Consider the following 26,115-nt stretch of genomic DNA (forward strand, 5'->3'; position numbering starts at 1 on the left):
TGAATGAAAACATGGATGAAACACGCGGTCATCTGCTGTACCGTGCCGGCGCTGCTGCTGTTGGCCGGGTGCGGCGGAGGCAGTTCCGCCTCCTCTGCACAACCGGCGGCCAGCGGGATTCAGGAGCGGACCATCAAAGCGGGGATCGGATTGAACCAGGATCATCCGGAAGGGAAAGGATTGAAGAAATTCGCCGAGCTCGTCAGCCAGAAGAGCGGCGGAAAGCTGAAGGTGCAGCCCTTTTACGACGCGCAGCTCGGCGACGACAAAAAAATGACGGAGGCGCTGCAGGGCGGACTGCAGGAGATTACGATTCCGTCCACGTCGCCGCTGGTAGGCATGATCAAGGAATTCGGGATTTTTGACTTTCCGTTTGTGTTTCACGACGAGAAGGAGGCGGACGCGGTGCTGGACGGTCCGCTCGGCCAAAAACTGCTGGAGAAACTGCCGGAACACAACCTGATCGGGTTGGGCTATTGGGAAAACGGGTTTCGCAATCTGACCAACAGCAAGCATCCGGTTGCGAAAGCGGAAGACTTCAAGGGTCTGAAGATTCGCACGATGCAGAACCAGGTTCACCTCGAAGCGTTCCAGGCGCTGGGAGCCAACCCCACGCCGATGGCGTTCTCGGAAGTATTCAGCGCGTTGGAGAGCAAAACCGTGGACGGTCAGGAAAATCCGCTGGCAACGATCAAGACGAGCAAATTCAACGAAGTGCAGCAGTATCTAAGCGTGACGAAGCACGTGTATACGCCGTTTGTCTTCCTCGTGAGCAAGAAGTTCTGGGATAAGCTGTCCCCGGAAGAGCAGCAGATTTTGAAGGAAGCGGCCGTCGAGGCGGGCATCTACCAGCGCGAGTTGAACCGGGCAGAAAACCGGAAGGCGTTGGAAGAGCTGAAGAACGCCGGCATGGAGGTCAATGAGGTGTCCGAGGAAGAGCGGGCGAACATGCAGGCAATCATCAAGCCGGTGATCGACAAGTTCGCGAAGGAATTTGGCGAGGATCTCGTCAAGGAGATGTACGACCAGGTAGAAAAGGCGAGACAGTAAAGGGGGAACGGCCATGGGGATCTTGGAAGAGCTGCTCCGCGATATCCCGCTTCCCCGGATGGTCAAGGTACGGCAGCACTTTCACGCGCCGGAGATTGACGATGTGGCGTCTGCGGTTCGCCGGGCGATCGCGGAAGCGGGTGTGCTGCCGCGGATTGCTCCGGGGGATCGGGTGGCCATTGCCGTCGGGAGCAGAGGCGTGGCGGACATCCCCACGATTGCCAGGGAAGTGGTGAGGGCGATCGCGGCGGTCGGCGGTCAACCGTTTCTCGTCCCCGCGATGGGCAGCCACGGGGGAGCGACGGCGGAGGGACAACGGGAGGTGCTGGAATCCCTCGGCGTCACGGAAGCGTTTGTCGGGGCTCCGATCGTCTCCAGCATGGACGTGGTGGAAGTGGGCAGACTGCCGAACGGCCTGCCGGTCTACACCGACAAGCACGCGTATCAGGCGGATAAGATCGTGGTGATCAACCGGATCAAGCCGCACACCGCGTTTCGGGGTCCGGTGGAGAGCGGTTTGCTGAAAATGATCACGATCGGTCTCGGCAAGCAAAAGGGAGCGGAGGCCGCGCACGCCTACAGCTTCAAGTACATGGCCGAGCACGTGCTGGAGATGGCCAAAATGGTGATCGCCAGGGCGCCGATCGTCTTCGGCGTCGGTACGATCGAGAACGCCTACGACCGTCCGGCGAAAATCGTGGCCATCCCGGCGGAAAAGCTGGTGGATGAGGAACCGAAGCTGTTGGTGGAGGCAAAGGCGCTGATGCCGAAAATCGCCTTTACGCCGCTGGATGTGCTGGTGGTCGACGAGATCGGCAAGGACATTTCCGGGGACGGGATGGACCCGAACATCACCGGCCGTTATGGCACGCCGTATGCCAGCGGCGGCGTGGAGGCGGCGCGAACGGTCGTACTCCGCTTGACCGAAAAAACGCACGGCAACGCCAACGGGATCGGGCTGGCCGACATCACCACGCGAGACGTGTTTGAGTCGATCGACTGGGAAAAAGGGTACGCCAGCGCCTTGACTAGCACCGTCGTCGGGACGGTCAAGCTGCCGATGTTTCTCGATACCGGAGAGCTGGCAGTCAAAGCGGCGATCAAAACGTGCAACGCCTTTGACTTGACCCGTGTCCGGCTGGTGCGCATCAAAAATACGCTGCATCTGAAGGACATCTGGATTTCCGAAAGTCTGCTGCACGAGGCGAGGCAGCGGGACGATATCGAGATCGTGACCGAGCCGCTGCCGATGGACTTTTCGGGCAATTATCCGTGAAAGCAGGTGAACGGATTGAAGATCACGGCCTTCAAGCTGTATCGGGTGGAACCCCGATGGCTGTTTCTGAAGGTGGAAACCGACGAAGGAATCGCGGGCTGGGGGGAGCCGATTGTGGAAGGCAGGGCGGGCACGGTGGAAGCGTGCGTCCGCGAGCTGAGCGACTACCTGATCGGCCAATCGCCGCTGCGGATCGAAGACCACTGGCAGACGCTGTACCGCGGAGGCTTTTATCGCGGCGGTCCGATCCTGACCAGCGCCATCTCCGGGATCGAGCAGGCGCTGTGGGACATCGCCGGAAAGTACTACAACATGCCCGTCTATCAGATGCTCGGCGGGGCCGCACGTGACAAGATACGCGTCTACTCGTGGATCGGCGGAGACCGTCCCCGCGACGTGGCGGCAGCGGCAAAGGAAAAAGTGGAAGCGGGATATACCGCGGTCAAGATGAACGCCACCGAGGAAATGAACTACATCGATTCCTTTTCCAAGGTGGAGGCGGTGGTTGACCGCATCGCCGCCGTACGGGAAGCGGTCGGCAGGGACGTGGGCATCGGCATCGACTTCCACGGCCGCGTCCACAAGGCGATGGCGAAAGTGCTGGCCAAGGAACTGGAGCCGTACCGTCCGATGTTTTTGGAGGAACCGGTGCTGCCGGAGAACAACGAAGCGCTTCGCGAAATCGCCCGCCACACCACCATTCCGATCGCCACAGGCGAACGCCAATACACCCGCTGGGGATTCAAGCAGCTGCTGCTGGACGGCTGCGTGGACATCATCCAACCCGATCTGTCCCACGCCGGCGGCATCCTCGAGGTGAAAAAGATCGCCGCGATGGCGGAAGCGTTTGACGTAGCCGTCGCGCCGCACTGCCCGCTCGGTCCCATCGCTCTGGCTGCTTCGCTGCAGGTGGACGCTTGTACGCCAAACGCCGTCATTCAGGAGCAAAGCCTGGGAATCCACTACAACCGGGGAAGCGATCTGCTCGACTATCTGCTTGATCCGAGCGTGTTTACGTACAAGGACGGCTATGTGGAGATTCCCCGCGGCCCCGGTTTGGGGGTCGACATCAACGAGGAAAAGGTGGAAGAAGCGGCGCGCAGGGGGCACAACTGGAAAAACCCCGTGTGGCGCCATGAAGACGGCAGTGTGGCCGAATGGTAGAACGATTCGCATATCGCAAGGAGGGGGTCCATTCCATGTCTCGTCGATTTCCGCCGATCCACAATCAAACCAACCCCTATCGGGACAATGTGCAAGGAAAAGCGAACGAACCGATTTGCGTCGCGGGACTGCTCGACCGCTCGAAACAAATTCTCGGTTCCGCCTATGACGGGCCGGCCCCGGACTGGACGCTGGAGGAAATCTACAACCGCCTGGAGGAAAACGCGCCCCGCATTGCGATCATCGGCGGTTCTCCAGACCATCCGGCCCACATCATGGATAGTGTGACGACCGCCCGCGCAGCCATCCGCATCTGGCAAAACGGCGGCGTGCCGTTTGCCTTTTCCACGCCGGTGATGTGCGACGGCACCGCGCAGAGCAATCAAGGTATGAGCTATTCGCTGCAAAGCCGCAACGCGGTTGCCCAGATGGTGGTCAACCAGATCGAGGCGCACAGCTACCACGGGGCGTTCGTCATCCAGGGCTGCGATAAACAGCCGCTTGGAGTGGTCAGTGCGCTGGCCCATCTCGACCGGATTCGCCGCTACCGCGGAGAGGCGCCGTTCTTTGCCACCTTCGCGCCTGCGCACGTCCTGCAGGGGGGCACGATCCCGGCCGAGCTGCATGCCGAATTGGAGCAGGTGGCCGCAGCGGCGGAAGAGCGGGGAGCGCCCGACATCGCGCACGATTTGCGCGATGCGATGGCCTACATTTTGCAGTGTTCCTCCAACACCGCGTTTCAAGGCGTGCTGGAACGCGCAGTGGATAGGGGGATCATCAGCAGGGCGGCGCACAAGGAGTACGAAAAGCGGCTGGCTGTGGCCACGTGTGACGGAAAAGGCGGGGTCTGCGCCTTCAACGGCACGGGCAACAGCTCCCGCCATCTCGTCGCCGGCCTGGGATTGGTTCATCCGGCCGTGGAGCTGTTGACCGCTCCGCCCAGTCAGGAGCAGGTAAACCAGGCCGTGGACAGCCTCGCCCTGATGATCAACAACCCGGTGTTTGGCGTGGCCAATCTGATGGCGGCCAACATCAAAAACGCGATCCGGATTCACAGCGCGTCGGGCGGATCGACCAACCTGATGATGCACCTGGTAGCGGCCATGCTGTACGGCGGTTACAGGTTCAGTCTGTGGGATCTGGACCGGATTCACCACGAACATCCCGTTCCCGACCTGTTTGATTACAGTCTGACGCAGGGGCGCGACATTTTCGCCCTGGCGGTGCAGTGCTGCAGCGGCAGCATCCGCGGGATGGAGACGCTGTTTTACGAGCTGATGCAAAACGGCGTGCCGATGGACGTGGATGCGCCTACGGTGACGGGAACGACGTGGCGTGAACGGCTGGCCGACCAGGCGCGCCTGTCGGCGGAACACGTCAAGGACAATCCGATCATTCTCTCCCGACCGCGCCGTCCGTTCAGCGGGGTGGATGTGCTCACCGGCAACTTTTTTGAATCGGCCGTCGTGAAAATCAGCGGCATGACGACGGCCCAGCTCGACGAGTTTGACAAGAAAGTGGCCTTTGTCCTCTATTACGAGAACGAGGATGACGCCAACCGCAGCCTGCTGGATTCGCATTTGCTGGAAACGGTGAAGCGAGCGAAACGCTTCGCGGAGGAAAACCTGCGGGCCGTGCTCCGACACAATGCACCTCACCGCTTGGAAGACTGGCAGGCGCTCGACTACGACGCGCTGTTTGACCGAATGGTGGAGGAGGGGGTGCTGAAAATCGCCGTCGTCATCTCCGGGCAGGGGCCGGTTGCGTTCGGGATGCCCGAGATGTTCACGCCGATGCAGCACATCAACGCCAACCGCAACCTGAAACGTCTGGCCACGCTGATCAGCGACGGACGCTATTCCGGAGTCACCTACGGAGCGGCGATCGGGCACATGACCCCGGAAGCCAGCCTGGGCGGAGGCATCCTGTACCTGGAGACGGGAGATCTCCTGTACCTTAATCTGCGTGACCGGCAGATCCACTTTGTCAATCAAGCGGCATTTCGCAGCGGCAGACTCCAGTTTTCCTTTGAGGAGGTCAAAGCGGAACGGGCGGCACTGGCGGACAGGCGGCTTGCCACCATCCGGACGCGGCAAAGGCAGGTGGCGGCCAGCAATCGCATGACGGGCCACACCGACGCGGCACACGGCGTGGTTCCGCTCAGCGTGTTCGAGGAAGCCGTCCTGGATTACACCGCGGACGTCGCCTTTGAAACACGGAAGAAATAGAAAAGAAAGGGTGGAGGCAGATTTGAAACAAACTCGTGCGGTGATCGAGCAATTGGGCTTTCCGGCAGGCGATTGTCACGATCTGCCCAGCTCTGCGAAAACATTTCCGGACGGAGCGCAGTACCGCGTGGAAATTCCCAGCGTGGAAGGGCCCGCCTCTTTTGAAGCGGTGCTGGAAGCGTGTGAAACGTACGGGGTGACGATTCACCGAATCTCGCAGGGCAGCGGCATCATGCTCCTGACCGATCGCGAGCTTGAGCAGATGGCGGCCATCGGTCGTCGGGAAAACCTGGAGGTGAGCCTGTTTGTCGGCCCGCGCGGCACCTGGGACATTACGCCGATGACCTGGGCCAGCGCGGGAAAAATTGCCGGACTGCGGGTACAGGGGATGGATCAACTGGTTTATTCGATCGAAGACATCAAGCGGGCCTGCCAGGCGGGAATCCGCAGCATTCTGGTGGCGGACGAGGGGCTGTTGTGGCTGGTCAACGAGTTCAAGAAAATGGGCGAGCTGCCCGCCGACCTGCTCGTAAAGATTTCCGTTCAGATGGGGCAGGCGAATCCCGTATCGATCCGGCTGATGGAACAAATCGGCGCCGGCACGTACAACGTGCCGACCGACCTTTCGCTGCCGCGCCTGGCGGCGATTCGGCAAGCCGTCGACATCCCGATTGATATCTACGTGGAAGCGCCGGACGACATGGGCGGGTTTATCCGCCACTACGACATCCCGGAAATCATCCGGGTGGCGGCTCCCGTCTACATCAAATTCGGCCTGCGCAACTCGCCCAACATTTACCCCTCCGGCACCCATTTGGAACAAACGTCGATCAGCTTGTGCAAGGAGCGGGTACGCCGCGCCCGCATCGGTCTGGACATCATTCAGCGGTACGCGCCCGATTTGAAGACGTCGGAAAAAGGGGCCGCCGGATTGGCCGTTCCTGCCGTACCGGTCAAAGGAGAGCGCGTATGGACGTAGTCACCTTTGGCGAGACGATGGTGCTGTTTACCCCGGTCTCGGTGGGACCGCTCCGCTACGCGTCCCAATTCGAGAAAACCATCGGCGGCGCCGAGTCCAACGTGGCGATCGGCTTGGCGCGATTGGGTCATCAGGTAAGCTGGGTGAGCCGTCTCGGCGACGACGAGTTTGGGCTGTACATCCGCAATTTTATTCGCGGTGAAGGTGTAGACACGTCCCACGTCGTGTTCGACGCCAAACACCCGACGGCCGTCTTTTTCAAAGAGCGGCAAACCGCGCGGGAGCCCACCGTGTACTATTACCGCCGGGGATCGGCAGCCAGTTGTCTCCAACCGGAGGACGTCAGCGAGGAGCTGATTGCCCGGGCGAAGTTTCTGCACGTCACCGGGATTACCCCGGCGCTCAGCCCATCGTGCAGGGATACGGTGTACCAGGCGATTGAGAAGGCGAAACGACATCGGGTAACCGTCGTGTTCGACCCCAACATCCGGCTGAAGCTGTGGACTGCTGACGAAGCGCGGGACGTGCTGATGGACATCGCCGGCCAATGCGACATCGTCCTGCCCGGATGGGAGGAAGGCCGGATCCTGACGGGAGAAGACTCTCCCGAGCAAATCGCCGAACGATTGCTGCAAAACGGGGCGGTTGCCGTGGTGGTGAAGCTGGGAGAGCGCGGGGCCTACTACGCGGCCGCGAACGATCGCGCGTACGTCGACGGCTTTCCCGTCCGGCAGATCGTGGACCCGATCGGAGCCGGAGACGGTTTTGCCGCCGGTTTTTTGTCGGGACTGATCAGAGGGTGGTCGTACCGGGACGCGGTCAGGCTGGGAAACCGCGTCGGAGCCTATGCGCTGACGGTTGTCGGAGACGTGGAAGGATATCCGTTCTGGTCGCAGATCGCGGAAGAGAAGCCGCACATTCATCGATGAATCATCGAACATGTTCAAGGAGGGGAGAGAGCCAACCGTGCTGCCGAAAACCATGCTGCTGGAACGATTGGTAGAGAGCGGTGTGATCGCCGTGATTCGCCGGATTCCCGAGGACAGGATCGAACAGGTGGCGGACAGTCTGGTGCGGGGAGGCGTTACGGCGCTTGAGATTACGGTGGATTCGGAGAGCGCGTACGCTTCCATCGCCGCGCTCAGCCGCCGCTATCAGGGGCGTGCGATAGTCGGAGCGGGAACGGTGATCGACAGCGAATCCGCCGTGATGGCGATCAAAAGCGGAGCGGACTTCATCTTCAGTCCCAGCCTGCATCAAGACGTGATTCGTGCCGCCTTGCGCTATGGAAAGATCGCCGTTCCGGGCGTGATGACGCCGACCGAGATGATCACCGCCGTGGAGTGGGGGGCCGATTTGGTCAAGGTATTCCCCGCGGCCGCGCTCGGCGTACCGTATCTGAAAGACGTCAAAGCGCCGTTTCCGCACATCCCGATCATTCCCACCGGGGGAATTGACGAGCACAATGCCGCCGCGTTTATCGAAGCGGGAGCCGCAGCGGTCGGCATTGGCGGAAAGCTGCTGGATCGCCGGGCGATTGCCGCCGGTGACTTTGCCGTCGTGGAACAATCGGCCCGAACGATTGTGGAAGCCGTTCGCCGCGCCCGTGTTGATTGCGGAACAACCAAGTAAAGAGTCTCGTTCATAGGTCCCGTTTCTATGGTAATATATCTCCAGCATCATTCCGTAATCACATGGGTAAAGGGTGGATACAATGCCGATCATTCAAGCTGTGGAACGTGCGCTGAAGATACTCGACCTCTTTGACGAACAGGAAACCGAACTGAAAATCACCGAGATCAGCGAGCGTATGCAGTTGCACAAGAGCACGGTTCATTCCCTGTTAAAGACGCTGCAGGCACACGGCTACATTGACCAAAACCCGGAAAACGGCAAATATCGGCTGGGGATGAAGCTGTTTGAACGAGGAAATTTTGTCATCCATGGTCTGGATATTCGGAAAATAGCGAAAAGACATCTCGTCGACTTGTCCCTGAAAACCGGGCAAACGACTCATCTTGTCATCCTGGACGACAAAGAGGGCGTGTATATCGACAAGGTGGAAGGCCCCATGGCGACGATTTTGTACTCGCGCATCGGCAGGAGAATTCCCGTACACTCCAGCGCGGTCGGCAAGGTGCTGGTCGCCTTTTTGTCGGAGGAAGAGCTGCAAAACATCCTGGACGGCTATCAGTACGTGGCGCAGACGCCGAATACGATTACGAATGAACAGGCCTTTCGGCAGGAACTGGAGAAGGTGCGGCAGGCTGGTTACGCCGTCGACAATCAGGAAAACGAGCCGGGAGTTCGCTGCATTGCCGTTCCCATCCGCAATCACAAGGGGCATGTGGTGGCTGCCGTCAGCATCTCCACGCTGGTCTCCCGCGTAGACGATCAAACGCTGATGGAATTTCTCGGCATGCTGAAACCGGCCGCAGAGGAAATGTCGCAGCAGATGGGGTACGGCATTGCCTCACGTCATCCATGACAGGGGAGTGCACCCTCGGGTGTCGGCTTCTTTTAAAACTCGGTTTTATCATACAAAACAAATGGAGGGTACCATATGCGGATTATTCGATTCTTGTTGGGGGACTCTGTTCCTGCGCTTGCAGCCGTTCCCGATGATTCCCGGGTGTATGTGCTGCCGCAGCGTGATTTTCTCGACCTGGTCAGGGAGGCGGATCAGCGCGGGACCACCCCGCTTGCCGTGGTCCAGGAAGCGATCGCCGGCTCGCAGCCGATTCCGCAACGAATGGAAGAATTGCCGCTCTTGGCGCCGTTGGAAGCTCCGGAAGTCTGGGCGTGCGGAGTGACGTACGAGAGAAGCAGGGATGCGAGAAACTACGAGGCGACTGGCGGAAAGCTGGACGTCACGACGTTTTACGACAAAGTGTACGAGGCGGAGCGGCCGGAGATCTTCTTTAAATCGACCGCGGCCCGCACGGTCGGCCCCAATCGGGAATTGTACCTGCGCAGCGATTCCAACTGGCAGATACCGGAGCCGGAACTTGGCCTGGTCCTCGCCAGTGACGGCAGAATCCTCGGATATACGGTGGGCAACGACATGAGCTGCCGCGACATCGAGGGAGAAAACCCGCTCTATCTGCCCCAGGCGAAAATGTGGCGAGGCTCCTGCTCGATCGGCCCGGCGATACGCCTGGCGGAAACGGTGGAAGACCCGTACGCCTTCCAGATCACCTGCCGCATCAGCCGAAACGGAACCACGGTGGTGGAAGGAACGGCAAGTACCGGGCAGTTGAAGCGAAGGTTCGACGATCTGGTCGCGTATCTGCTGCGGGACAACCAGATTTTTGACGGCACCGTGCTCTTGACCGGCACATGCATCGTCCCGCCGGATGAGTTCACGCTGGCGGACGGGGATCGCATCGAGATTGAGATATCCGGGATCGGCGTATTGGCCAATCCCGTAAAAAGCCAGGCGGCGAAGAGCGTTACCGTGTGAGAAGCGGGAGGGGATCGGCGCCGTGTCACCGGAGCCCCTTCGGACACCGAGAAGCGGACGCCACACTCCCAGACCCGCAGGAGCGACCGCAGCCGTCTGCGGCCTCACGATGGGGAGCGCCTTGAGAGCGGTTCGTACAGACAAAGTAGAAAGAAGGGGCGAAGATACGATTGACATGCATCTTCGCCCCTACTTTCTTGTATTAGTGTTTGGGAAGGTGTAACTGCCACGAAACACCGAATTTATCTTCCACCCACCCGAACTTTTCGCTGACGGGAGAAGGAGCTAACGGCATTAATACTTTGCCGTCTTGCGATAATTTCTCGAATAGTCGATCAATTTCTTCTGCTGACTCACAGGTGACAAACAGGGACATGGCAGGAGTAAAGGCATGATGAACCCCGGTTGGATTATCGATGCACATGAACGGTTGGCCTTTTAACGTGAAGGAAGCATGCAGCACTTTTCCGTCTTCATGATGTACCACATTCGTGATCTCTGACTAGTCAAATAACGAGGTGTAAAAATTCATGGCCTCTTCAGCCTTGCCCGAGAACATGAAAAACGTCGCGATTTTTTGAGTGGAATGTTCCACTGAACATCTGCTCCTTTTGTGTACAGGTACGAACAGCACGATTGCAAATTCACCGGTCTGTTCAAAAGTATTCACAAAATCCTGTTACCATAAACCCTGCAACAAGCAAACATGGAAAGAACCCGACTGCTTTGAAGCGAGTCGGGTTCCTTTTTCTTTACCGATTGACTTTGTTCCACTTGACCTCGAGCTGCACACCAGCGTCAGCCAACAGATTAAAAACGGGGCACCTGCGCTCTACCTCTTTTTGAAGTTCATGCACCCGTTCTTCCCTTTCGTCCGTTTGGATGTTCACGTGGAAGCGAACCTTTTGAAAATGGGGAGAAACCCCTTCTTCACCCAGCAACCCCCGAATGTCAATAATCCCCGATGTTTCAAAGTCGATGGCCGAAAACGAGAAGTTCAGTTCGTTCGCGACAAGGGGAATCATTACGCCGTTGCATCCATTCAGTGCGGCTGCGACAAACTCCAAGGGATTGGGCCCTGCGTCTGTTCCGCCTAATTCGACGGGCTCATCCGTCTGAAAAGAGGGAAAATTCCGTACGAAATTCGTCGTCTTTACGCCCGATTCCCATTTGCCTGACGCAGAAACCTTCAACAATGTCGAAGACTGTGCCATGATCTCACCTCTCAAAACAAAGTAATTTTATAGGGATTATATACTTTGGGCGTGGGAATGTAAAGGATTTCCTGTTGTTCCACGTTGGGCCGGCGTATAACAATCCTGACCGTTGATCCAGGCTGCGCCGGTCAAACCTTCATCCCGGAAAAGCGGAAGAACATCCGACACGTCAAACGGTTGCGACCCCCATGCTGTATGGGCGCGCCGGCCAGTCTCGGCTGAAGCGGTTGGATCTTCCACAATCTACTTGTTGATGGATACTCTCATTTTTATTACCGTATAACTAATGATTTTTCATAACCTTTGGTTTTCCCCCTCGCCTGGCGTTGGGGGATTTTTTTCTCTCAAGCTCTCAAGGGAGGGGACTTTGTGCCGGAGAAGGAAACCCTGTATTCCTGCGAGAAGATATGGGAGAAACACGTTCATGGAAAAATAGGGAAAGAGGAGGAGGCAACTTGGAAATTTTTATATGGATCATACTGGCTGCGCTTAACTATGCCATCCTGTACTGGGTTGTGAAAAGCGCGATTGATGATTCAGTAATCAGTCATGGCGTAAAGGAAATCTATAAAGTATTGGCAGAAATAAAGGAGGAACTAAAAAAACAGAATACGTAACACATCCGCTTCCACCTTGGTCTGAACGGGGGCGAAAACGCAGTTCCGCTTCCCGGTTTCCCCAATCAATGATACAATATACATAAGAAGTATATGCTTGATTGTTCTATGATCGTTCGGGCGGGTGGAAACGGGGATACATCCACCACGGTGTTAGGTGCCTGCCCGAGACGAATCGCTGCGTGGAGGGTAAATCTCCTTCCTCACGATTTTCGTTTTCTTCGCTGACTTTCCACGATGTACTTGTCGAGTTCCTGGCTGACCTGCACCACCGCGCCATCCGTCAGCACTCCTTTTTGTTTGACAAGCTCGCAGAGCCGCTTTTGAAGGTTTGCAATGATTTGTGAAAGCTCTTCGTCGCTTACTCGCTTACGTGCCGTCATTCATCATCGCCCCCCCAGATTTTCACTCTTTCTTGAAAAATACCATACGGTTGCGTGAAAACGACGAAAGCTGCTTCTGTGCAACAGCATGACAAACGACTGTCCTTTCCCGGCGAGTCCTGTCGATCCTTGTCTTGCGTTCTCGTTGATCGCGTTACCGTCACTGGCCGTTACACAAACGCAGTTGCAGCGAACCAATGGCTTTTTGTCGAGAAATGTACAACCATTCAAAAAAATAAAGAGAGGTGCTATAGATAGGAGAAGGAAAAGAAGGAAAAAAGTGAATAAGAGGAGGGTGGGTGCCATGGGAGGGAATGGGAGCGCACTTCTATACACGACCATCGGTGAACTCATAAGGAAATACAGGGGACAAGCCAGCCTAAGCATCACACAACTGGCAAATGTTTCGGGCATTCATAAGACCGTCATCTCCAAGATCGAAAACGGCGATACCAAACGCCCTGAATGGAAGACGCTCAAAGCCATTGCCAGTGTACTGAAAATCCCTCCTCAACAAATCGTGGAGCACTACGTGGACCTGGAACAGCGGCCGGACGCGTTGTTGGAATTGCTGCTGGAAGGGATTAAACTGGCTGACATGCGGATGGTTTCACGTGTCGCGTTAACGTTTCTCGAATCCCCGCGCGAGGAAACCTATACCTTGTTGGAACGACTGTACCACTTTGCCGGAACTGTCACCGATGCCGAAGTCAAGCTGACCCTGTACCATTTGATCGTGAAATACTCGCGGGAACGCGGGGTGCCGCCGTACATCGCAAAGGGCTTGCTGCAGACATATCTGATTGAACGGCTTGACTTGAAGCGCCTGGAAGAATCATTCCGAATGGGTGAGGAGATCATTCATTACGTTGACTTTTTAACGCAGAAAGAACAGATTCTCTTCTATTACAGAATGGCGCTCCATGCCCACAACACCAAAAAATATCAGCAGTGTATCCAATTCTGTAAAGCGGGCCTTGCGTTGGAAACGGCTGACACTGAACTTACAGCCAGAGCGTATCTGGCAATGATCAACTCCTATTATTTCTTGGACAATTTCGATGCTGTAGAACGACATCTGGATGTGTTTGAAACGTTCGATTATGGCTTCGTTCCCGACGCAGCAAAAACAACGCGCGGCATCGTTAAAGCAAAAAAGAAAGATTTTGACGCAGCGATTCCGATCCTTAGAAACTGTCTGGACGAAGGGAGCCGGGACATCAAGATTCATGCGGCAAATGAACTGATGGAAGTCTTTTTCCAGACAGGGGAGATGGACTCCATTGCGGAACTGTTGAAAAGAGAGGAGGAGATCCTGCCCACGAATTTGCAAACGCCCTATAAACATGTATCGATTGGAAGGTATTATCAACAGAAAGCGAAATTTCAAACGAGCATCGGTCTCGTTGATGAAGGAATGAAAAGTTACGCGATCAGTTTACAAGCATACGGAACGGTCAACGCTCTGGAAGAAATCATGACATGTTTGAATGATATTTTATCCTTTTTTTCCAAATCAATAAATTTACAATATATAGAAATGATCCAAAAAGTGTATAATGAAATCGTCAGTAAATGTAAAAAACAGGAGGTGTTAGGGTGAAAAAGACAATCGCAATGATGCTGCTCTCATTGGCCTTTCTTGCAGCGGTGAGTGTTCTCCCGGCAAATGGAAGTATCGCGGCAGCGGAAGTACAACCGAATGTAGTCGATCCGGGGCATTAACCGAAACAGGGCAGCGGAGATTCCGCCTTCAGTTGGGAGAAGAAGCTCTCCATTGAGGCGTTGGCAGGACATTTGCCTCGACGGGACATGCTGTTACGGGGGCCAACCTTCAGCGGAATGTCATGGGAAGCTTGGGACGTGTACGGGTAAGCCTGGTCGCTGTAAACGATCAGTCCAGACACGTCCTTATGCGTTTCTAACGCTTTCGGAACGCCTCTCGGACACAAGCATTACCGCTGGACAAGCTCACAATGAGAGAGAATGGACCAAACTCAACCGGCAAAAACGGAGCCGCTCATACGGCTCCGTTGACATGTACGGGCAAACGGCGCTGCCTGGCACTGGAGCCCACGCTCGGGCTCGGGTTCGATCCGGTTTCGTTGCATCGCCAATCACCGCTCCCGGGCAGCCCGCCTGCCGCCTTCCGGGCCTGCAGACGCCGCCGGCTGCCGCAAGGGGAACCGTCGATACTTCCTCCCGCGCGGCTTCCAACGCCTCCGCACCGCAGCCTGCAGCAAACCGTCCGCCGGAGCATCGCAAGCTCACAGGTCGGGCTGCCTACACTTTTCTGCTGTCTGTTACCCTTGTGCCTTTGTCCTGCTGAAACGCTTCCTTGTACTCGACGAGGCCGATATCGCAGCCGGGGCCGATCGTCACTTTGTTTCCGCGCACAACGCTGGCCTTCGTATACTCCAGATAGATGTCGTCGCCCTCGATCGTGCCGGCGGTAAGCGAACCGCCGGACGAGAAGAACAGCGACTTGAACATCGCGCCAAAACCAGACCCGAACCCTCTGCGGACGTGGATCAGGTCGCCGCCGATTTCGTGCGCCTTGCATTCGCCGTACAGGCGGACGTCGATCGTGCCCGCGTTCAACAGCCTGCCGACGGTAAAGCCGCCGGAGGCCAGAAAAGCTTCCGCCTGGCAGTCGCCTTTTGCCTTGAGCATCCCTTTGATTTCGATCTCGTCGCCGCTGAGGCTGCCGTCTACGGTCAGCGCCCCGCGAATCAGGACCTCCTGCAAGTCGGCGTTTCCGTGAATGTCCAGATTCCCGAGAACTTTTGCCTTCGCCGCCCGCATGTTTCCGGAAACGATGGCATCCCCGGTGATCCTCGCCGCTGCTGCGGTCAGGCTGCCAAAGAACTCGCAACTGCGGCTGAGGGGAGGCGGCGGGGAGCCCAAGCCCCCGCGCTGTTGTGCGGATCAGCTATGTTGCCATGATTGTGTCAGCTTGGAAAAATATTCGATGGTGAATGAATGAAACAGTTGGGCAGCTTTTGACAGATAACGGTTCTTTACACGCGCCAAACCGATGGTACGCTGGCAGGTAGGCTCCACAATCCGGAGCCGTTTGATCCTGCCGCTGGGAGCGGATCCCAACGTCAGGGCCGGCGTGAAAGCGACGCCAAGCCCTTCCTTTACCAACTCTCGCAAGACGGTTTGTTCGTCTCCTTCAAAAGCGATATGGGGAGTGAATCCGGCCTGGCGACAGAACTCATCCGTTAGATCTCTCAGCCCGTACCTTGGATTCATACTGATGAAAGGTTCGTGCGCGACTTCCTTGAGATGGATCTCTTCACGACTCGCCAAGGGGTGTTCCGTCGAGACAATCAAAAAGATTTCTTCTGTAAACAACGGTTCCCATTCAATGTCGGGGCTTTGGATCGGTGTGGAGGAGATGCAGAAGTCAACCTCCCCCTGTTCGAGCTGGTGTTTCATGGAGACAGTGGAGCCCAAGAATTGTTGAAAACGTACATTGGGATATTGGGTGAGAAAGGAGCCCAACAAATTCGGAAGAACACTTGTGATGGACACCGCCAGGCTAATGACTCCGCGATCGAGACCGGAAAGATTGATCAGTTCGCGTTTGCCGGCTTCCAGCTCCATGAGGGCGCGTTCTACACGGTGAAGAAACACTTTGCCGAATTGATTCAACCGTATCTGACGACCTTGGCGATCAAACAGGGGAACCCCCAGATCTTCTTCCAACCGTGCAATCGTTTTGCTGAGAGAGGGCTGACCGATGTGAAGCTCTTCCGCAGCCTTTGTCATATGCTGCAGTCGAGCGACGGTTTGAAAATACTGTAATTGAAGCAGCTCCACGGAAATCGCCGCCTTTCCTTGTTTATTATATTGATCCAAAGGAATGCTTTTATTCTTGATTATATATTGTACACCATCAAATGTTGAGACTATGATTATCTATGCGCATTTATCAAAGATCGACGTGCGAAAACGATTAGGTAAGATGGTGATTTCCGTGAACAAGAAAGCCTGGTTCATCAGTGCTGGACTGATTGCAGCCATTGGGTTGGGTTTTGTTTTTGTCTTTCAACCCGCTCAAACGAAGAAAGCCCCCGATTACGCTTTCAGCGGGATCGTGGAACAGGAGGAGTACAATCTCAGCTTCAAAATTGGCGGACGTGTTGCCAGCATGAATGTGGAAGAAGGCCAATACGTGAAAAAAGGAACGGTGATCGGGACCCTGGAAAAAGGGGAGTGGCAGGCCAAGGTGGATGACGCCAAGGCCGCGGTGGCATTGGCGATGGCAAACGTTAACAAAGCCGCTGCCAGTGTAGGCGTGATCAATCAAACGACACAGGCAAAGGTAGAACAGGCAAAAGCTTCTCTGCAGCAGGCAAAAGACAAGTTTGCCCTGCTTTCCAATGGTCCGCGCAAGGAAGAGATTGCGCAATTGGAGGCAAAGCTGGAAGCGGCACAGGTGGCCTACGATCATGCCCTGGATACGAAGAACAAAATGGATCGTCTCTTTCAATCAGGAGCCATTTCGCAGGACCAAAAAAATCAAGCCGATGTCGCGTTTGAAAATGCGAAAGCAAATCTCACCGCGGCGCAGAAATCCCTGGACATTGCCAAACAGGGCGCAAGACAAGAAGAGTTGGCGGCTGCCAGAGATCAAGTGGAACTGGTTGAAGGTACCCTCCAAGAGGCACTCAGCGGAAAAGGGCAGGTTAAAATCTCTGCAAACGATGTGAAGGTGGCCCAAGGGCAGTTGGAGCGGACAAAGGCAAGTCTGGAAGAAGCCCAGATCTATCTGTCGTATACCGAACTGCGTGCCCCGATCAGCGGGATTGTGATCCACAAAAATGTAAAAGCAGGGGAAATGGTGAGTCAAGGGTTTACAGCGGTCACCATGGCCGATCCCTCTGACAAATGGGTGAAATTTTATGTTCCGGAGACGAAAGTCAACAGCTTGAAGCTTAACCAAACGGTTCATCTGGAAGTGCCTTCGCTGCATGCTCACGTAACCGGAAAGATTGAATCCATTAACCCTGCGCCCCAATTTGCCGCCCAGAAAGCGACCAACTATCTGCAAGACCGCGATATTCGCTCCTTCGAAGTGCGAGTGAAGGTAACGGAAGGAGCAGAGAAAGTCTATGCGGGGATGACAGCGAACTGGAATGGGAGGTAAATCCATTGACTGTTTCAGATGCGATGCTGGATGAGTGGAAACTGATATGGCATCATAAATTCTACAGTTTTGCCCTCATCATCCCGATCATCTTTACGTTATATTTCGGATTCATTTATTCTCATGAAAAAATCGAACATGTTCCGATCCGATACCTGGATGAAGATCGCAGTCAAATCAGCCAACAAATCATACAGGCGTTTGCGGCAAGCGAATCGTTTCAGGTAGTGGGAGCGGCCTATTCGGAGCAGGAACTGCTGGATGACGTTGCGTATGGACGAGTGAGCATGGCGCTCATCATACCGCCGGATTTGTCTGAAACCATCAAAGAGGGGAAACAGGGGAAGTTTCTGGCGGTAGTGGATGGTTCCAACCTGTCGATTGCAAACGTAGCTCTGACGAACGCCAGCATCATCGCCAAAACCTTTTCCGTCGGGATCTCCATGAAGAGAGTGGAGGCCAAGGGATTGGCCGACAGCTCTGTGGAGAGTATCCGATACGGGTACCGGCTGCTGTTCAATCCCGGCATGAGTTATCTGTATTTTGTACCGCTGGGCGTTCTGGGGGTATTGCTTCAGAACGCCGCTCTCACTGCAATCGCATTATGGATGGTTCGGGAGAAAACGATTGGCAGATGGAAAAGCTACTTTCGCTATTGGCGAACGCCTTGGAAGGTATTCTACGCGCGATCCTTCCCGTATTTCCTGATCATCATGCTCGCGGTGGTCTGCACAACCGGCATTTTGAAAAATGTGTTTCACATCCCCTTTATCGGAGATGTTTCGCTGTTATTTCTGCTGTCCGCCACGTTTATCGCAAGTGTGATGGGCGTGGCTTCGCTTGTCGCGCTGTTCATCGACAAGCTGGCAAGAGTGCTGCAGATGGTGATGCTCACCTCGCTGCCTTCCTTCGTCCTGTCGGGATACTCATTCCCGCACATGTTCATGCCGGATTGGGTGGCCGCCTTATCAAAACTGCTTCCTGTCTCACACTTTCTGCATGGACTGACCGAGATTGCGATAAAAGGGAACGGCTGGGACCAAATCGCTGCTGACATGGCCTCGCTCGCAGCGATATTCCTGGTGACCGCCCTTGCATCCATGACCGTCTTCTCCATCCAGGGTCGAAAACAGATGATGGGACAGACGGCTTCGGAGCGTGGCAAATGATGAATGTTTCGACGATGGTAACAGAAGAGTGGAAATCCCTATTACAGGACAAACGGTTGCTTGCGATCCTGCTGTTGGTTCCAGTGGTCTGTGCCATTCTCTTCGGCTCGATTTATTACCACGGGAAGATACGTTCCGTCCCAACCGTTTATATTGATGAAGACGCCACCCAGTTAAGCCAGCAAATTGTTCAGGCGTTTGATGCCAGCGAATCCTTTGAAATCGTAGGAGCAGCGGCATCTGAAGAAGAGTTGATGCAGGATGTACAGGAGGGGAAGGCTTACGTCGGCTTGATCATCCCGTCGGGGTTGTCCGAAAAGATCAAGCAGGGATCACAAGCGGAATTCATGACCGTCATCGACGGCAGCAACATGACGGTTGTCAGCAGTGTGCTGAAGAGTGCCAATGAAATCGCCCAGACCTATTCAGCCGGAATCTCCATGAAACGATTGGAAGCCAATGGTGTTCCCGCTGACTATGTATCGAGTATCGGAATGGGTTATCGCATGCTGTTTAACCCGGGAGGAAGCTTTGGCATCTATCTCCCGCTGGGGTACATGGGGGCGATCAACCAACAAGTGATCTTGTTGGGAATGGCCCTGTGTGTCGCCCGAGAAATCGAGAGAAAGAGATGGGAAGAATTTTTGATTCATTGGAAGGCTCCGTGGAAAGTGTTTTTCGCCAAGGCGCTTCCCTACTTCATCATCGGTAATGTTGTCATTTATATGACGTTGGGGATCTTGACGAATGTTTTTCACGTGCCGTTTATGGGACAACTGGGGCCGCTGTTCACGCTGATTGCCCTGTTCGTGTTCTGTCTCATGGCGATCGGGTTTCTCCTCTCCATATCGGCGCACAATACGATTGATGCATCGAAGAAAACCTTTCAGGTAACCGGTCCGTCATTTATTGTGGCCGGCTATGTATGGCCGTTCATGGCGATGCCCAGCATCTTCTCCTATATCGGACACCTCCTGCCGCTCACGTATTTTTTACACGGGCTGACGGAGGTTATGATCAAAGGGAACGGTTGGGAACAAATTTGGGGAGATTTACGCGCCCTGCTCATCATTTCGTTTTGTGTATGTACCGCAGGGATGCTGCGTCTAACGTTGCAAGGGAAGAAACATCTGAAACAAAAAGAAGGCGCCCTCGAATCATAGGGGGCATGTGATGCGACAATGCCGTCATCACACACCAAGGGACAGCAGTGAAACGCTGTCCCTTTTTTGCTGTGCCGCTCCCCTTGGCGTTCATCACCAAAAAAATCACAAATAATCCTAAAATCATTCGGCTACACATGCCTACGTAAGATTGTACATGAAAACGCTTGCCGGAAACGGGGGGGCTGTGAGATACCTGAAAAAAATCGGTCTGTTGATTGATTCCATCTTTGAAAACGCTGCCCTGTTGGCTCTGCTCTCATTGGTGGTAATCGTGACCATGCAAGTGTTCACCAGAAAGCTGTTTAATTTCGTCTTTTTCTGGTCGGAAGAAGTCACGCTGCTGCTGCTTGGATGGTTGGCGTTTATGGGCATTGCCCTGAGGTTTCGGGAAAACATCCTTCATCCTCACGGGACAAATCATGAGTGAAGGAGGATTGGCCCTGCGTCTGGTCAATCTGGCCCATCTGTTTGTGGGACGAATACGCGGCGGCCTTGCGATGGTAAACAGCGTAGCCTGCATGTTTTTCGGCAACATATCCGGTTCGGCGGTAGCGGACGTGTCCTCCGTCGGCTCGGTGATGATCCCCATGATGAAAAAGAGAGGGTATGATGCTGATTTTGCCGTCGGTGTGACCATCTCTTCCGCGATCCAAGGGGTGGTCGTTCCCCCCAGTCACAACCTTGTGCTGTATTCGCTGGCGGCAGGGGGGGATTTCCATCGCCAGCCTGTTTATGGCAGGTGTCATTCCCGGGCTGATCCTGCTGGTGTCCTTGCTGCTGACGGGGTACTTGATCGCCAGAAAGCGGGGCTATGAGAAAGGGGATCCCGTGCCTCGCAGCGAGGTGCCCGGCATCCTGCTGCATGGATTTCTGTCACTGACCCCGACCGTTATCATTCTTGGCGGCATTATCTCGGGGGGGTTAACCGCGACGGAATCGGCAGCGATTTAACCAAAGAAGCCCTGAAGACAGGTAATTGGGATGTGATCACGGAAAAGGCGGCCGCCTACCGTTCAAAACTGAGCAGTACACTGACGTCAATTGGATAGGCCTGCCTCCGTTGCCATCAACAAACTAAGGCAGGCGCTGCCCTCCGTACGTATAATGAAGTCATTCACGTACTACTCCTCCGATCATCTGTTGATGGTCGGAGCTTTTTTTTGGAATGAACCGTCTCTTGTTCGGGCAGAGGGGTTTTTTGGCGCGTTCCCGTTTTTTCGCGTCAGCGCGGGCCTATCCCGCCTGAATCACGCCGCATGCCAGGCGGTTTCCCGAATTGCCGGCTGGCTGGGTGCGATAGTCGTCGGGGTTTTGATGAATGATGATGGTTTTGCCGATGACGTCGGCGGCGCGAAACCGGTTCGTAAAAAAGCTCATGCGCGCATACCCGTTGTTGGAAACCAGGACAGGGAAATCCCCCGCATGATTTCCGTGCGGCTGGTGGGTCGGATTCCAGTGTTCGCCGGCAGCCTGAAACGGGTTGTTCGGGTTTCCGACTGCACAGCTCCCGTGTTCGTGAATGTGGAACCCGTGAGGACCGATTGGCTGCCGATGTGCCGAAGCGGGCTGATAGGGGGGAAGTCCGGCGACTTCCACGAAGACCTCGGTTCCGTAGGGGACGTCGACAAACATCACCCCCCCCCTGAGATGGGGGGCAAGGGGACCGCCTTGTATGTGTGCAAAGGCGCGAGTCGGTACGCGGCGGGACGAATCAGACGACGCGACAGGTACATAGTGTTCGTGGTGTGTGAATGGATGCATGATACCCTCCACAAAGGTAGATGTCGTACTGCCCACGTTATCCTATGTGGAGAAAAGGCATGAGGTTCTTCGGAGTCGTGGCAAGAAAAGATCGCCGTCGGCGGGCGGCAGGTGCCGCGTGCCAACGGCGACAGATGGCGAACGCCGCAGAGCGGCGGGAGGGACAGGTTTGTTTTACGGAAGCAATCGCAATTCGGCCCAGTGCGGATGTGCCTCCAACCGGCGTTCCATGTCACGGAATGCACGGAGCGAGCGGCTCAGCTTGCTGTAGGCGTCGCCGCCCTCGCTCCAGCCCTGGAAGCCAATCATCCCATCGAAGCCGATCTTTTTCAACTGCCCCAGCAGCGCGAAATTGTCCAATTCGCCTTCGTCCAGCGGCTCGATCGTCGCGACGTTTCCGAAACCGTGCGGATTCCGACGGCTGCCGGACATGTTCACCTGCTTGAGGTACGGCTTTACCGCTTCCAGCGTAGCCGACAGGTTTGTCCCGTCGACAGCGTACCAGTGGTAGCCGCAGAACACGATTCCCAGATTGGGATGATTGATTCGCCGGCACAGCCGGACCGCATCTTCGTGCCGCTCGATCCAGAAGGAGAGGTGGGTGTACAGCAGCAGGTTGATGTTTCGCCGCTCGCAGATTTCGAGCGCCTTTTCCAGCCACTTCACCGCGATGTCGTCACCCGCCGGGTCCGAGGGGCGTATATGATTTCCGACGGATTGAATTGCCAGTTCGACAGTCGAGCAGCCTTCGATCGTCTCCAGCAGCGTCAGGATGCCCGCATTTCGCGGATGGTTCTCGCCCAGCGAAAGATCCAATACGACGTACACACCTGCGACGTCCAGACCGTATTTCTGCTTGACGCTGCTCAGTTTCGCCGCGTCCCGCCACCGCTCTCCGTGCCAGATGGACATGTGCATGGCGTCATACCCGATCTCTTTCAGCATCTCGCAGCGTGCCTCGAAGCTGTATATCCCCATGGAATTGTAGAAGGAAAAATCCATTGCGTACACACGGTAAGCCATCGTTTCGCGTTCCTCCTTTTCGGCCGTTCGGTTCCCCGATCCCCGTATGCTTTCCTAGAATCTGTCTGATGGAGCGTATCGCGCTGCCGCGTCAGCCTGTCAGGTTTGCGTGACCGAATCGCTGTAGGTATACCCCAACTCGTACGCCCGCTTTAGCAGGCTGTCGTAATGCTGCTTGATTTCCTCCTCGCTGTCCATATCTTCCGCCAGCGTGTTGTACAGGAATGCCACTTCCGATTGGGAAATACCCGTATACCCAGCCAGGCCGACATTCAGATAGTGGGAGATCATGGCGTCAAATTGCCGTTTTTTCAAGCTTTCCTCTGTCTCTCCGACAAGCGGAATCCACAGGACTTTTTTGTGCGGAAGACGCGATCCGCCGTAAGCAAAGCCGTAGTTCCACGTGCGGTCAATGTATCCTTTCGTAATGGCCGGCAAGGAGTACCACCATAACGGAAAGATGAACGCCAGTCCATCGTTTCGCTTCAGCCTTGACATTTCGGCTTGAACACGTGCGGAATAGCTCTTGCGGGGGTTCTCCCAATCCGGTTCGTCTTTTTCCAGGACGAGCGGATGAAACTCCTCCCCGTACAAGTCCGCCAGTTCCACTTCATGTCCGGCATCGGCCAGTCCCTGAACAAAACGCTCGGCGACGGAAAACGTAAGCGATTCTCTTCTGGGATGCGAGACGATCGTCAGCACCTTCATTCACAACCACTCCCCACCAGATTTTGTGAAAACCGGCCGCTCACGTGGCAGCCGGATTCTTGCCTGTTTACGATACGCTTTCCGGCTTGCCGGTCAGTGCGGGAAAGTGCGGAACCACTTCTTCGCCCAGTTCTTCCAGCACTTCTTCAAACGGACGCTGGCCGTATTTCAGGTTGATGATCACGTGATTGACACCCGCATTTTTCAGACTTTCGATGAACCCGATGAGGGGATTGCGCCCGATGCGGAAGCCCAAGTGAATGGGAATCGGCGGATGATTCGGGTCCTCGGTCAAATCGACATAGAGGGACTGGCTGAATGGCTTGAACCCGTCCGTCAGCGAACGCCAATTGTTGATCAGTTCCGACTGGAATTTCAGGTTTCGGGGATAGTACAGCCAGCCGTCACTGTTTTGGGCGATCCATTCGACGGACTGGGAGCTGTGGCCGGTAACCAGCACCGGAATGTCCCCGAGTCGCGGCTTGGGCAAGAGGTCCCCGTTCCACATGTCCACCCGCGGCGATTTGATCGCAGGGAAACTCTCCGCCCACACTTTTTTCATGACCAGCAGGGATTCCTGAAAGAACGGACTCCGGTTTTCCGGATCGACGGAGAAGGCCGGGAATTCGATCGGACGGTCCCCGGTCGCCACCCCGAGAATCAGGCGCTCGCCGGACAGTTTGTCGACGGATGCCGCTGCTTTCGCGACATGCAGCGGGTGACGCAGGGTGAGAATAATACTTGCCGTACCCAGCGCGATCTCCTTGGTATGGGCGGCAATATATCCCAGATAGACCCAGGGATCATACATTTGGCCCGCATCGCCGAAATGGGGGTCATGCAGCGGAACATCCCGGACCCACAATGCGGCAAAATTCAGCTCTTCCGCTCGTTTGGCCAGTTTCAGCTGCTTGTCCATGTCCATCTCCGGAACGCTGCCTTGGTATGATTCCAGCGGGAAGAACAGCCCCAGCGTCAGTTTGTTTTCCTGATACATGCGCGTGTAACCCTTGTGGTTGTCAAACCGGTTCATGATGATCCCTCCATATCTATATATCTATAATTGTCGATATAATAATAAAAGAAAGGGCAGGGAACCTACAAGCCCAAAAGTGTAAATGTGTAAAAATCCGTCCCCTTACAGATCCCTTGATAACCGTTCCATCACTTTTTTGATGTTTTCCTCATCCCGCTTGTAATACGTAAATTGCCCAATCCGTTTTGCTTTTATCAATCCCGCTTTTTGCAGCATGGACAGATACAGGGACACGGTGGATTGGGACAATCCCACCTTTTTTTGAATGTCGCTCACGCAAACCCCGTCTTCGTGGATGTCTCCGTGAAGCGGTTTGGGAAAGTGAACGTCCGGTTGTTTTAACCACTGTATGATCTGCAGCCTCGTTTCATTGGACAAGGCTTTCAATACGTCCAAAAGTTCCATGATATCCTCCAGATTCTTCTTTCGTGTATCTCTTACAGTATCCCACATTTCGAAAGCGGGCTGGCTGCATGATTCCGCCAATGTCAGGGGAAGACAACACCACACCCTCCCTCGCTTGGACGGGGATGTTTTTCCTTGAGCCCGGGAAAGCTGGTGGCAGGAGGGAGATTGCCCATGTGCGGCCGTTTCACGCTGGTCACCGCCCCGGAAAAACTGATGAGCCGATTTCACCTGCAGGACATCCCGTTTGAATGGAAGCCGCGGTACAACATTGCTCCCGGCCAGCCCATCCCGGCCATACTTGCCGACGGCGGTCGCCGCAGAATCGGCCAACTGCGCTGGGGCCTGGTTCCGTCGTGGGCGTGGGACGAGAAGATCGGCTCCAAGATGATCAACGCCCGCGCCGAAACGCTGCGGGAGAAGCCGGCTTTTCGGCGGCTGTTCGAACGCAAGCGCTGCATGATCCCGGCCGACGGCTTCTACGAGTGGAAGCAGATGGCCCGGGGGAAACAGCCGATGCGCATCACCATGCGGGACGGAGAACCCTTTGCCTTCGCCGGCCTGTTTGACACCTGGACGGCGCCTGACGGCCACAAGCTTCACACCTGCACGATCATTACCACCCGGCCCAACGAGCTCGTCGCAGACATCCACGACCGGATGCCGGTGATACTGCGTCCGGAACATGAGAGCGCGTGGCTCGACCGGGACAGGTTCGATGCGGAATGGCTGCAGTCGCTGCTCGTACCGTACGATCCCCAGGCGATGAAGGCATATCCCGTATCGGCGATGGTCGGGAATCCGAAAAACGACCGGCCGGAGTGTTTGGAAGAGGCCCCCTGGTCATAGCGGGGAAAACTCCGTCAGCGCCTGGCTGCGGTGCGTTTGCCATTTCTATTTTATCCTGCTGCGTTTTCCTGGGAAAGAACCTCGTGTGCTCATCCCATCCGCCATCACGAGTTATTGCGTGTGCATTCGATTTCATTCGAAAGAAAAACATAGACAGGTTTGTATGCGCTTTCATTGAGCGGCGTACCCGTTGCACGTTGGGGGAGACGGGATTATGTTTGGAGGGAGAATTTCATATCGTGACACGCTGAATCGAAAGAGCGGGGGAACCACTTTTTGGGGTGAATCGCAGAACATGCGTAGGGCTAATTCCACTGCCCGAATCCGTCAGCTAACCTCGTAAGCGTTGTGGAAAGGGGGATGCACTTGTGATGTCGAGGCTGCGGCTGCAAGGGTAATACTACCTTTGTGGCCTTTTTTCTCGTTTTCCAGGCAAATCCAACCCGAAGGAAGGTCAGTCACG

29 protein-coding genes, 1 pseudogene and 1 riboswitch are annotated in these 26,115 nt (G+C 55.5%); of the genes and pseudogenes, 20 read left to right on the plus strand and 10 right to left on the minus strand.

Features of this window, described 5'->3' with window-relative positions:
• Nucleotides 1-3 precede the first annotated feature (3 nt).
• The 9 genes from FOI68_RS07125 to FOI68_RS07165 all read left to right on the plus strand — a co-directional run bounded on the left by FOI68_RS07125 (nt 4) and on the right by FOI68_RS07165 (nt 10,160).
• Nucleotides 4-1,050 carry a TRAP transporter substrate-binding protein gene (locus FOI68_RS07125; RefSeq protein WP_082059552.1) on the plus strand — a complete coding sequence of 349 codons (1,047 nt, stop codon included), beginning with the start codon at nt 4-6 and terminating at the stop codon, nt 1,048-1,050.
• 13 nt (nt 1,051-1,063) lie between these two features.
• The gene (locus FOI68_RS07130) at nt 1,064-2,326 is read left to right on the plus strand and encodes a nickel pincer cofactor-dependent isomerase, group 22 (RefSeq protein ID WP_143862744.1); all 1,263 of its coding nucleotides are present in this window, start codon (nt 1,064-1,066) and stop codon (nt 2,324-2,326) included.
• A 15-nt stretch (nt 2,327-2,341) separates the two neighbouring features.
• Nucleotides 2,342-3,490 (plus strand): galactonate dehydratase, encoded by a 1,149-nt coding sequence (gene dgoD / locus FOI68_RS07135; RefSeq protein WP_044898201.1) that lies wholly within the window; start codon nt 2,342-2,344, stop codon nt 3,488-3,490.
• A 35-nt stretch (nt 3,491-3,525) separates the two neighbouring features.
• Nucleotides 3,526-5,718, plus strand: coding sequence for a dihydroxy-acid dehydratase domain-containing protein (locus FOI68_RS07140; protein ID WP_143862745.1), 2,193 nt, complete (start codon nt 3,526-3,528; stop codon nt 5,716-5,718).
• Between the two features lie 22 nt (nt 5,719-5,740).
• Nucleotides 5,741-6,697 (plus strand): U32 family peptidase, encoded by a 957-nt coding sequence (locus FOI68_RS07145; protein ID WP_035297271.1) that lies wholly within the window; start codon nt 5,741-5,743, stop codon nt 6,695-6,697.
• Nucleotides 6,688-7,626 carry a sugar kinase gene (locus tag FOI68_RS07150; protein ID WP_143862746.1) on the plus strand — a complete coding sequence of 313 codons (939 nt, stop codon included), beginning with the start codon at nt 6,688-6,690 and terminating at the stop codon, nt 7,624-7,626. Before FOI68_RS07145 ends, FOI68_RS07150 begins: the two co-directional genes overlap by 10 nt.
• A 37-nt stretch (nt 7,627-7,663) precedes the next feature.
• Nucleotides 7,664-8,329, plus strand: coding sequence for a bifunctional 4-hydroxy-2-oxoglutarate aldolase/2-dehydro-3-deoxy-phosphogluconate aldolase (locus FOI68_RS07155; RefSeq protein ID WP_143862747.1), 666 nt, complete (start codon nt 7,664-7,666; stop codon nt 8,327-8,329).
• Nucleotides 8,330-8,411: 82 nt separating this feature from the next.
• Nucleotides 8,412-9,185 carry an IclR family transcriptional regulator gene (locus FOI68_RS07160; protein ID WP_029098879.1) on the plus strand — a complete coding sequence of 258 codons (774 nt, stop codon included), beginning with the start codon at nt 8,412-8,414 and terminating at the stop codon, nt 9,183-9,185.
• Nucleotides 9,186-9,260: 75 nt separating this feature from the next.
• Nucleotides 9,261-10,160: a fumarylacetoacetate hydrolase family protein gene (locus tag FOI68_RS07165; RefSeq protein ID WP_143862748.1), complete on the plus strand. Its 900-nt coding sequence runs from the start codon at nt 9,261-9,263 to the stop codon at nt 10,158-10,160.
• A gap of 202 nt (nt 10,161-10,362) precedes the next feature.
• Here the strand turns inward: FOI68_RS07165 and FOI68_RS07170 are convergent.
• Nucleotides 10,363-10,755 (minus strand): annotated as a pseudogene (locus tag FOI68_RS07170) (VOC family protein).
• A 157-nt stretch (nt 10,756-10,912) separates the two neighbouring features.
• Nucleotides 10,913-11,374 (minus strand): OsmC family protein, encoded by a 462-nt coding sequence (locus FOI68_RS07175; protein ID WP_029098882.1) that lies wholly within the window; start codon nt 11,372-11,374, stop codon nt 10,913-10,915.
• Between the two features lie 84 nt (nt 11,375-11,458).
• Here FOI68_RS07175 and FOI68_RS24225 point away from each other — a divergent pair, with 84 nt between their 5' ends.
• Both FOI68_RS24225 and FOI68_RS23345 read left to right on the plus strand, forming a co-directional pair.
• On the plus strand, nt 11,459-11,599 hold the full coding sequence (locus tag FOI68_RS24225) for a hypothetical protein (RefSeq protein ID WP_221935114.1): 141 nt from the start codon (nt 11,459-11,461) through the stop codon (nt 11,597-11,599).
• 233 nt (nt 11,600-11,832) lie between these two features.
• Nucleotides 11,833-11,994 (plus strand): hypothetical protein, encoded by a 162-nt coding sequence (locus FOI68_RS23345; protein WP_160297099.1) that lies wholly within the window; start codon nt 11,833-11,835, stop codon nt 11,992-11,994.
• Nucleotides 11,995-12,197: 203 nt separating this feature from the next.
• Here FOI68_RS23345 and FOI68_RS07185 read toward each other — a convergent pair whose 3' ends face one another.
• Nucleotides 12,198-12,377 carry an aspartyl-phosphate phosphatase Spo0E family protein gene (locus tag FOI68_RS07185; protein WP_143862749.1) on the minus strand — a complete coding sequence of 60 codons (180 nt, stop codon included), beginning with the start codon at nt 12,375-12,377 and terminating at the stop codon, nt 12,198-12,200.
• 304 nt (nt 12,378-12,681) lie between these two features.
• Between FOI68_RS07185 and FOI68_RS07190 the strand changes: the two genes are divergently transcribed.
• Nucleotides 12,682-13,980, plus strand: a complete 1,299-nt coding sequence (locus FOI68_RS07190) for a helix-turn-helix domain-containing protein (RefSeq protein WP_143862750.1) — start codon at nt 12,682-12,684, stop codon at nt 13,978-13,980.
• Entirely contained in the window at nt 13,977-14,102 is a 126-nt protein-coding gene (locus FOI68_RS23910) for a hypothetical protein (RefSeq protein ID WP_255309612.1), read from the plus strand. Before FOI68_RS07190 ends, FOI68_RS23910 begins: the two co-directional genes overlap by 4 nt.
• A gap of 558 nt (nt 14,103-14,660) precedes the next feature.
• On the opposite strand, the gene FOI68_RS07195 is transcribed toward FOI68_RS23910, so the two are convergent.
• Nucleotides 14,661-15,284: a cell shape determination protein CcmA gene (locus tag FOI68_RS07195; RefSeq protein ID WP_143862751.1), complete on the minus strand. Its 624-nt coding sequence runs from the start codon at nt 15,282-15,284 to the stop codon at nt 14,661-14,663.
• Nucleotides 15,285-15,305: 21 nt separating this feature from the next.
• Nucleotides 15,306-16,205: a LysR substrate-binding domain-containing protein gene (locus FOI68_RS07200; RefSeq protein ID WP_143862752.1), complete on the minus strand. Its 900-nt coding sequence runs from the start codon at nt 16,203-16,205 to the stop codon at nt 15,306-15,308.
• A gap of 157 nt (nt 16,206-16,362) precedes the next feature.
• On the opposite strand from FOI68_RS07200, the gene FOI68_RS07205 reads away from it, so the two are divergent.
• From FOI68_RS07205 to FOI68_RS23915, 6 genes are all read left to right on the plus strand, one after another.
• Nucleotides 16,363-17,535, plus strand: a complete 1,173-nt coding sequence (locus FOI68_RS07205; RefSeq protein WP_185973896.1) for an HlyD family secretion protein — start codon at nt 16,363-16,365, stop codon at nt 17,533-17,535.
• A gap of 5 nt (nt 17,536-17,540) precedes the next feature.
• Nucleotides 17,541-18,704: an ABC transporter permease gene (locus FOI68_RS07210; protein ID WP_143862754.1), complete on the plus strand. Its 1,164-nt coding sequence runs from the start codon at nt 17,541-17,543 to the stop codon at nt 18,702-18,704.
• Complete coding sequence (locus tag FOI68_RS07215) at nt 18,701-19,867, plus strand: ABC transporter permease (protein WP_143862755.1); 1,167 nt, start codon at nt 18,701-18,703, stop codon at nt 19,865-19,867. The genes FOI68_RS07210 and FOI68_RS07215 overlap by 4 nt, the downstream gene beginning before the upstream one ends.
• Nucleotides 19,868-20,024: 157 nt before the next feature.
• Nucleotides 20,025-20,297: a TRAP transporter small permease gene (locus FOI68_RS07220; RefSeq protein ID WP_255433395.1), complete on the plus strand. Its 273-nt coding sequence runs from the start codon at nt 20,025-20,027 to the stop codon at nt 20,295-20,297.
• Nucleotides 20,290-20,685, plus strand: coding sequence for a TRAP transporter large permease subunit (locus tag FOI68_RS07225; RefSeq protein ID WP_255433396.1), 396 nt, complete (start codon nt 20,290-20,292; stop codon nt 20,683-20,685). Before FOI68_RS07220 ends, FOI68_RS07225 begins: the two co-directional genes overlap by 8 nt.
• Nucleotides 20,588-20,821, plus strand: coding sequence for a TRAP transporter large permease subunit (locus tag FOI68_RS23915; protein WP_255433403.1), 234 nt, complete (start codon nt 20,588-20,590; stop codon nt 20,819-20,821). The genes FOI68_RS07225 and FOI68_RS23915 overlap by 98 nt, the downstream gene beginning before the upstream one ends.
• A 282-nt stretch (nt 20,822-21,103) precedes the next feature.
• Here the strand turns inward: FOI68_RS23915 and FOI68_RS07230 are convergent, their stop codons facing one another.
• The 5 genes from FOI68_RS07230 to FOI68_RS07250 form a co-directional block, all read right to left on the minus strand.
• On the minus strand, nt 21,104-21,631 hold the full coding sequence (locus FOI68_RS07230; RefSeq protein WP_143862756.1) for a superoxide dismutase family protein: 528 nt from the start codon (nt 21,629-21,631) through the stop codon (nt 21,104-21,106).
• Between the two features lie 174 nt (nt 21,632-21,805).
• Nucleotides 21,806-22,654 carry a sugar phosphate isomerase/epimerase family protein gene (locus FOI68_RS07235; RefSeq protein ID WP_029098907.1) on the minus strand — a complete coding sequence of 283 codons (849 nt, stop codon included), beginning with the start codon at nt 22,652-22,654 and terminating at the stop codon, nt 21,806-21,808.
• A 99-nt stretch (nt 22,655-22,753) separates the two neighbouring features.
• Entirely contained in the window at nt 22,754-23,362 is a 609-nt protein-coding gene (locus tag FOI68_RS07240) for an NAD(P)H oxidoreductase (protein WP_143862757.1), read from the minus strand.
• 67 nt (nt 23,363-23,429) lie between these two features.
• Entirely contained in the window at nt 23,430-24,395 is a 966-nt protein-coding gene (locus FOI68_RS07245) for an LLM class oxidoreductase (RefSeq protein ID WP_029098909.1), read from the minus strand.
• A 105-nt stretch (nt 24,396-24,500) separates the two neighbouring features.
• Nucleotides 24,501-24,803: an ArsR/SmtB family transcription factor gene (locus FOI68_RS07250; RefSeq protein ID WP_029098910.1), complete on the minus strand. Its 303-nt coding sequence runs from the start codon at nt 24,801-24,803 to the stop codon at nt 24,501-24,503.
• A 174-nt stretch (nt 24,804-24,977) separates the two neighbouring features.
• Between FOI68_RS07250 and FOI68_RS07255 the strand changes: the two genes are divergently transcribed.
• On the plus strand, nt 24,978-25,652 hold the full coding sequence (locus FOI68_RS07255) for an SOS response-associated peptidase (RefSeq protein ID WP_143862758.1): 675 nt from the start codon (nt 24,978-24,980) through the stop codon (nt 25,650-25,652).
• A 235-nt stretch (nt 25,653-25,887) separates the two neighbouring features.
• Nucleotides 25,888-26,013, plus strand: a riboswitch (cyclic di-AMP (ydaO/yuaA leader).
• Nucleotides 26,014-26,115: the final 102 nt, after the last annotated feature.

The sequence above is a fragment of the Brevibacillus sp. LEMMJ03 genome (genome assembly GCF_007197875.1).
Taxonomy (GTDB): Bacteria; Bacillota; Bacilli; order Brevibacillales; family Brevibacillaceae; genus Brevibacillus; species Brevibacillus thermoruber.

Excerpts from the sequence above, each read along its gene's own strand:
- FOI68_RS07140 (WP_143862745.1), top strand. The coding sequence starts at position 3,526 with ATGTCTCGTCGATTTCCGCCGATCCACAATCAAACCAACCCCTATCGG.
- FOI68_RS07160 (WP_029098879.1), top strand. The coding sequence starts at position 8,412 with ATGCCGATCATTCAAGCTGTGGAACGTGCGCTGAAGATACTCGACCTC.
- FOI68_RS07240 (WP_143862757.1), bottom strand. The coding sequence starts at position 23,362 with ATGAAGGTGCTGACGATCGTCTCGCATCCCAGAAGAGAATCGCTTACG.
- FOI68_RS07150 (WP_143862746.1), top strand. The coding sequence starts at position 6,688 with ATGGACGTAGTCACCTTTGGCGAGACGATGGTGCTGTTTACCCCGGTC.
- FOI68_RS07175 (WP_029098882.1), bottom strand. The coding sequence starts at position 11,374 with ATGGCACAGTCTTCGACATTGTTGAAGGTTTCTGCGTCAGGCAAATGG.
- FOI68_RS07185 (WP_143862749.1), bottom strand. The coding sequence starts at position 12,377 with ATGACGGCACGTAAGCGAGTAAGCGACGAAGAGCTTTCACAAATCATT.
- FOI68_RS07250 (WP_029098910.1), bottom strand. The coding sequence starts at position 24,803 with ATGGAACTTTTGGACGTATTGAAAGCCTTGTCCAATGAAACGAGGCTG.
- FOI68_RS07165 (WP_143862748.1), top strand. The coding sequence starts at position 9,261 with ATGCGGATTATTCGATTCTTGTTGGGGGACTCTGTTCCTGCGCTTGCA.
- FOI68_RS07130 (WP_143862744.1), top strand. The coding sequence starts at position 1,064 with ATGGGGATCTTGGAAGAGCTGCTCCGCGATATCCCGCTTCCCCGGATG.
- FOI68_RS07245 (WP_029098909.1), bottom strand. The coding sequence starts at position 24,395 with ATGAACCGGTTTGACAACCACAAGGGTTACACGCGCATGTATCAGGAA.
- FOI68_RS07230 (WP_143862756.1), bottom strand. The coding sequence starts at position 21,631 with ATGCATCCATTCACACACCACGAACACTATGTACCTGTCGCGTCGTCT.
- FOI68_RS07235 (WP_029098907.1), bottom strand. The coding sequence starts at position 22,654 with ATGGCTTACCGTGTGTACGCAATGGATTTTTCCTTCTACAATTCCATG.
- FOI68_RS07255 (WP_143862758.1), top strand. The coding sequence starts at position 24,978 with ATGTGCGGCCGTTTCACGCTGGTCACCGCCCCGGAAAAACTGATGAGC.
- FOI68_RS07125 (WP_082059552.1), top strand. The coding sequence starts at position 4 with ATGAAAACATGGATGAAACACGCGGTCATCTGCTGTACCGTGCCGGCG.
- FOI68_RS07220 (WP_255433395.1), top strand. The coding sequence starts at position 20,025 with ATGAAAACGCTTGCCGGAAACGGGGGGGCTGTGAGATACCTGAAAAAA.
- FOI68_RS07225 (WP_255433396.1), top strand. The coding sequence starts at position 20,290 with ATGAGTGAAGGAGGATTGGCCCTGCGTCTGGTCAATCTGGCCCATCTG.
- FOI68_RS07215 (WP_143862755.1), top strand. The coding sequence starts at position 18,701 with ATGATGAATGTTTCGACGATGGTAACAGAAGAGTGGAAATCCCTATTA.
- FOI68_RS07190 (WP_143862750.1), top strand. The coding sequence starts at position 12,682 with ATGGGAGGGAATGGGAGCGCACTTCTATACACGACCATCGGTGAACTC.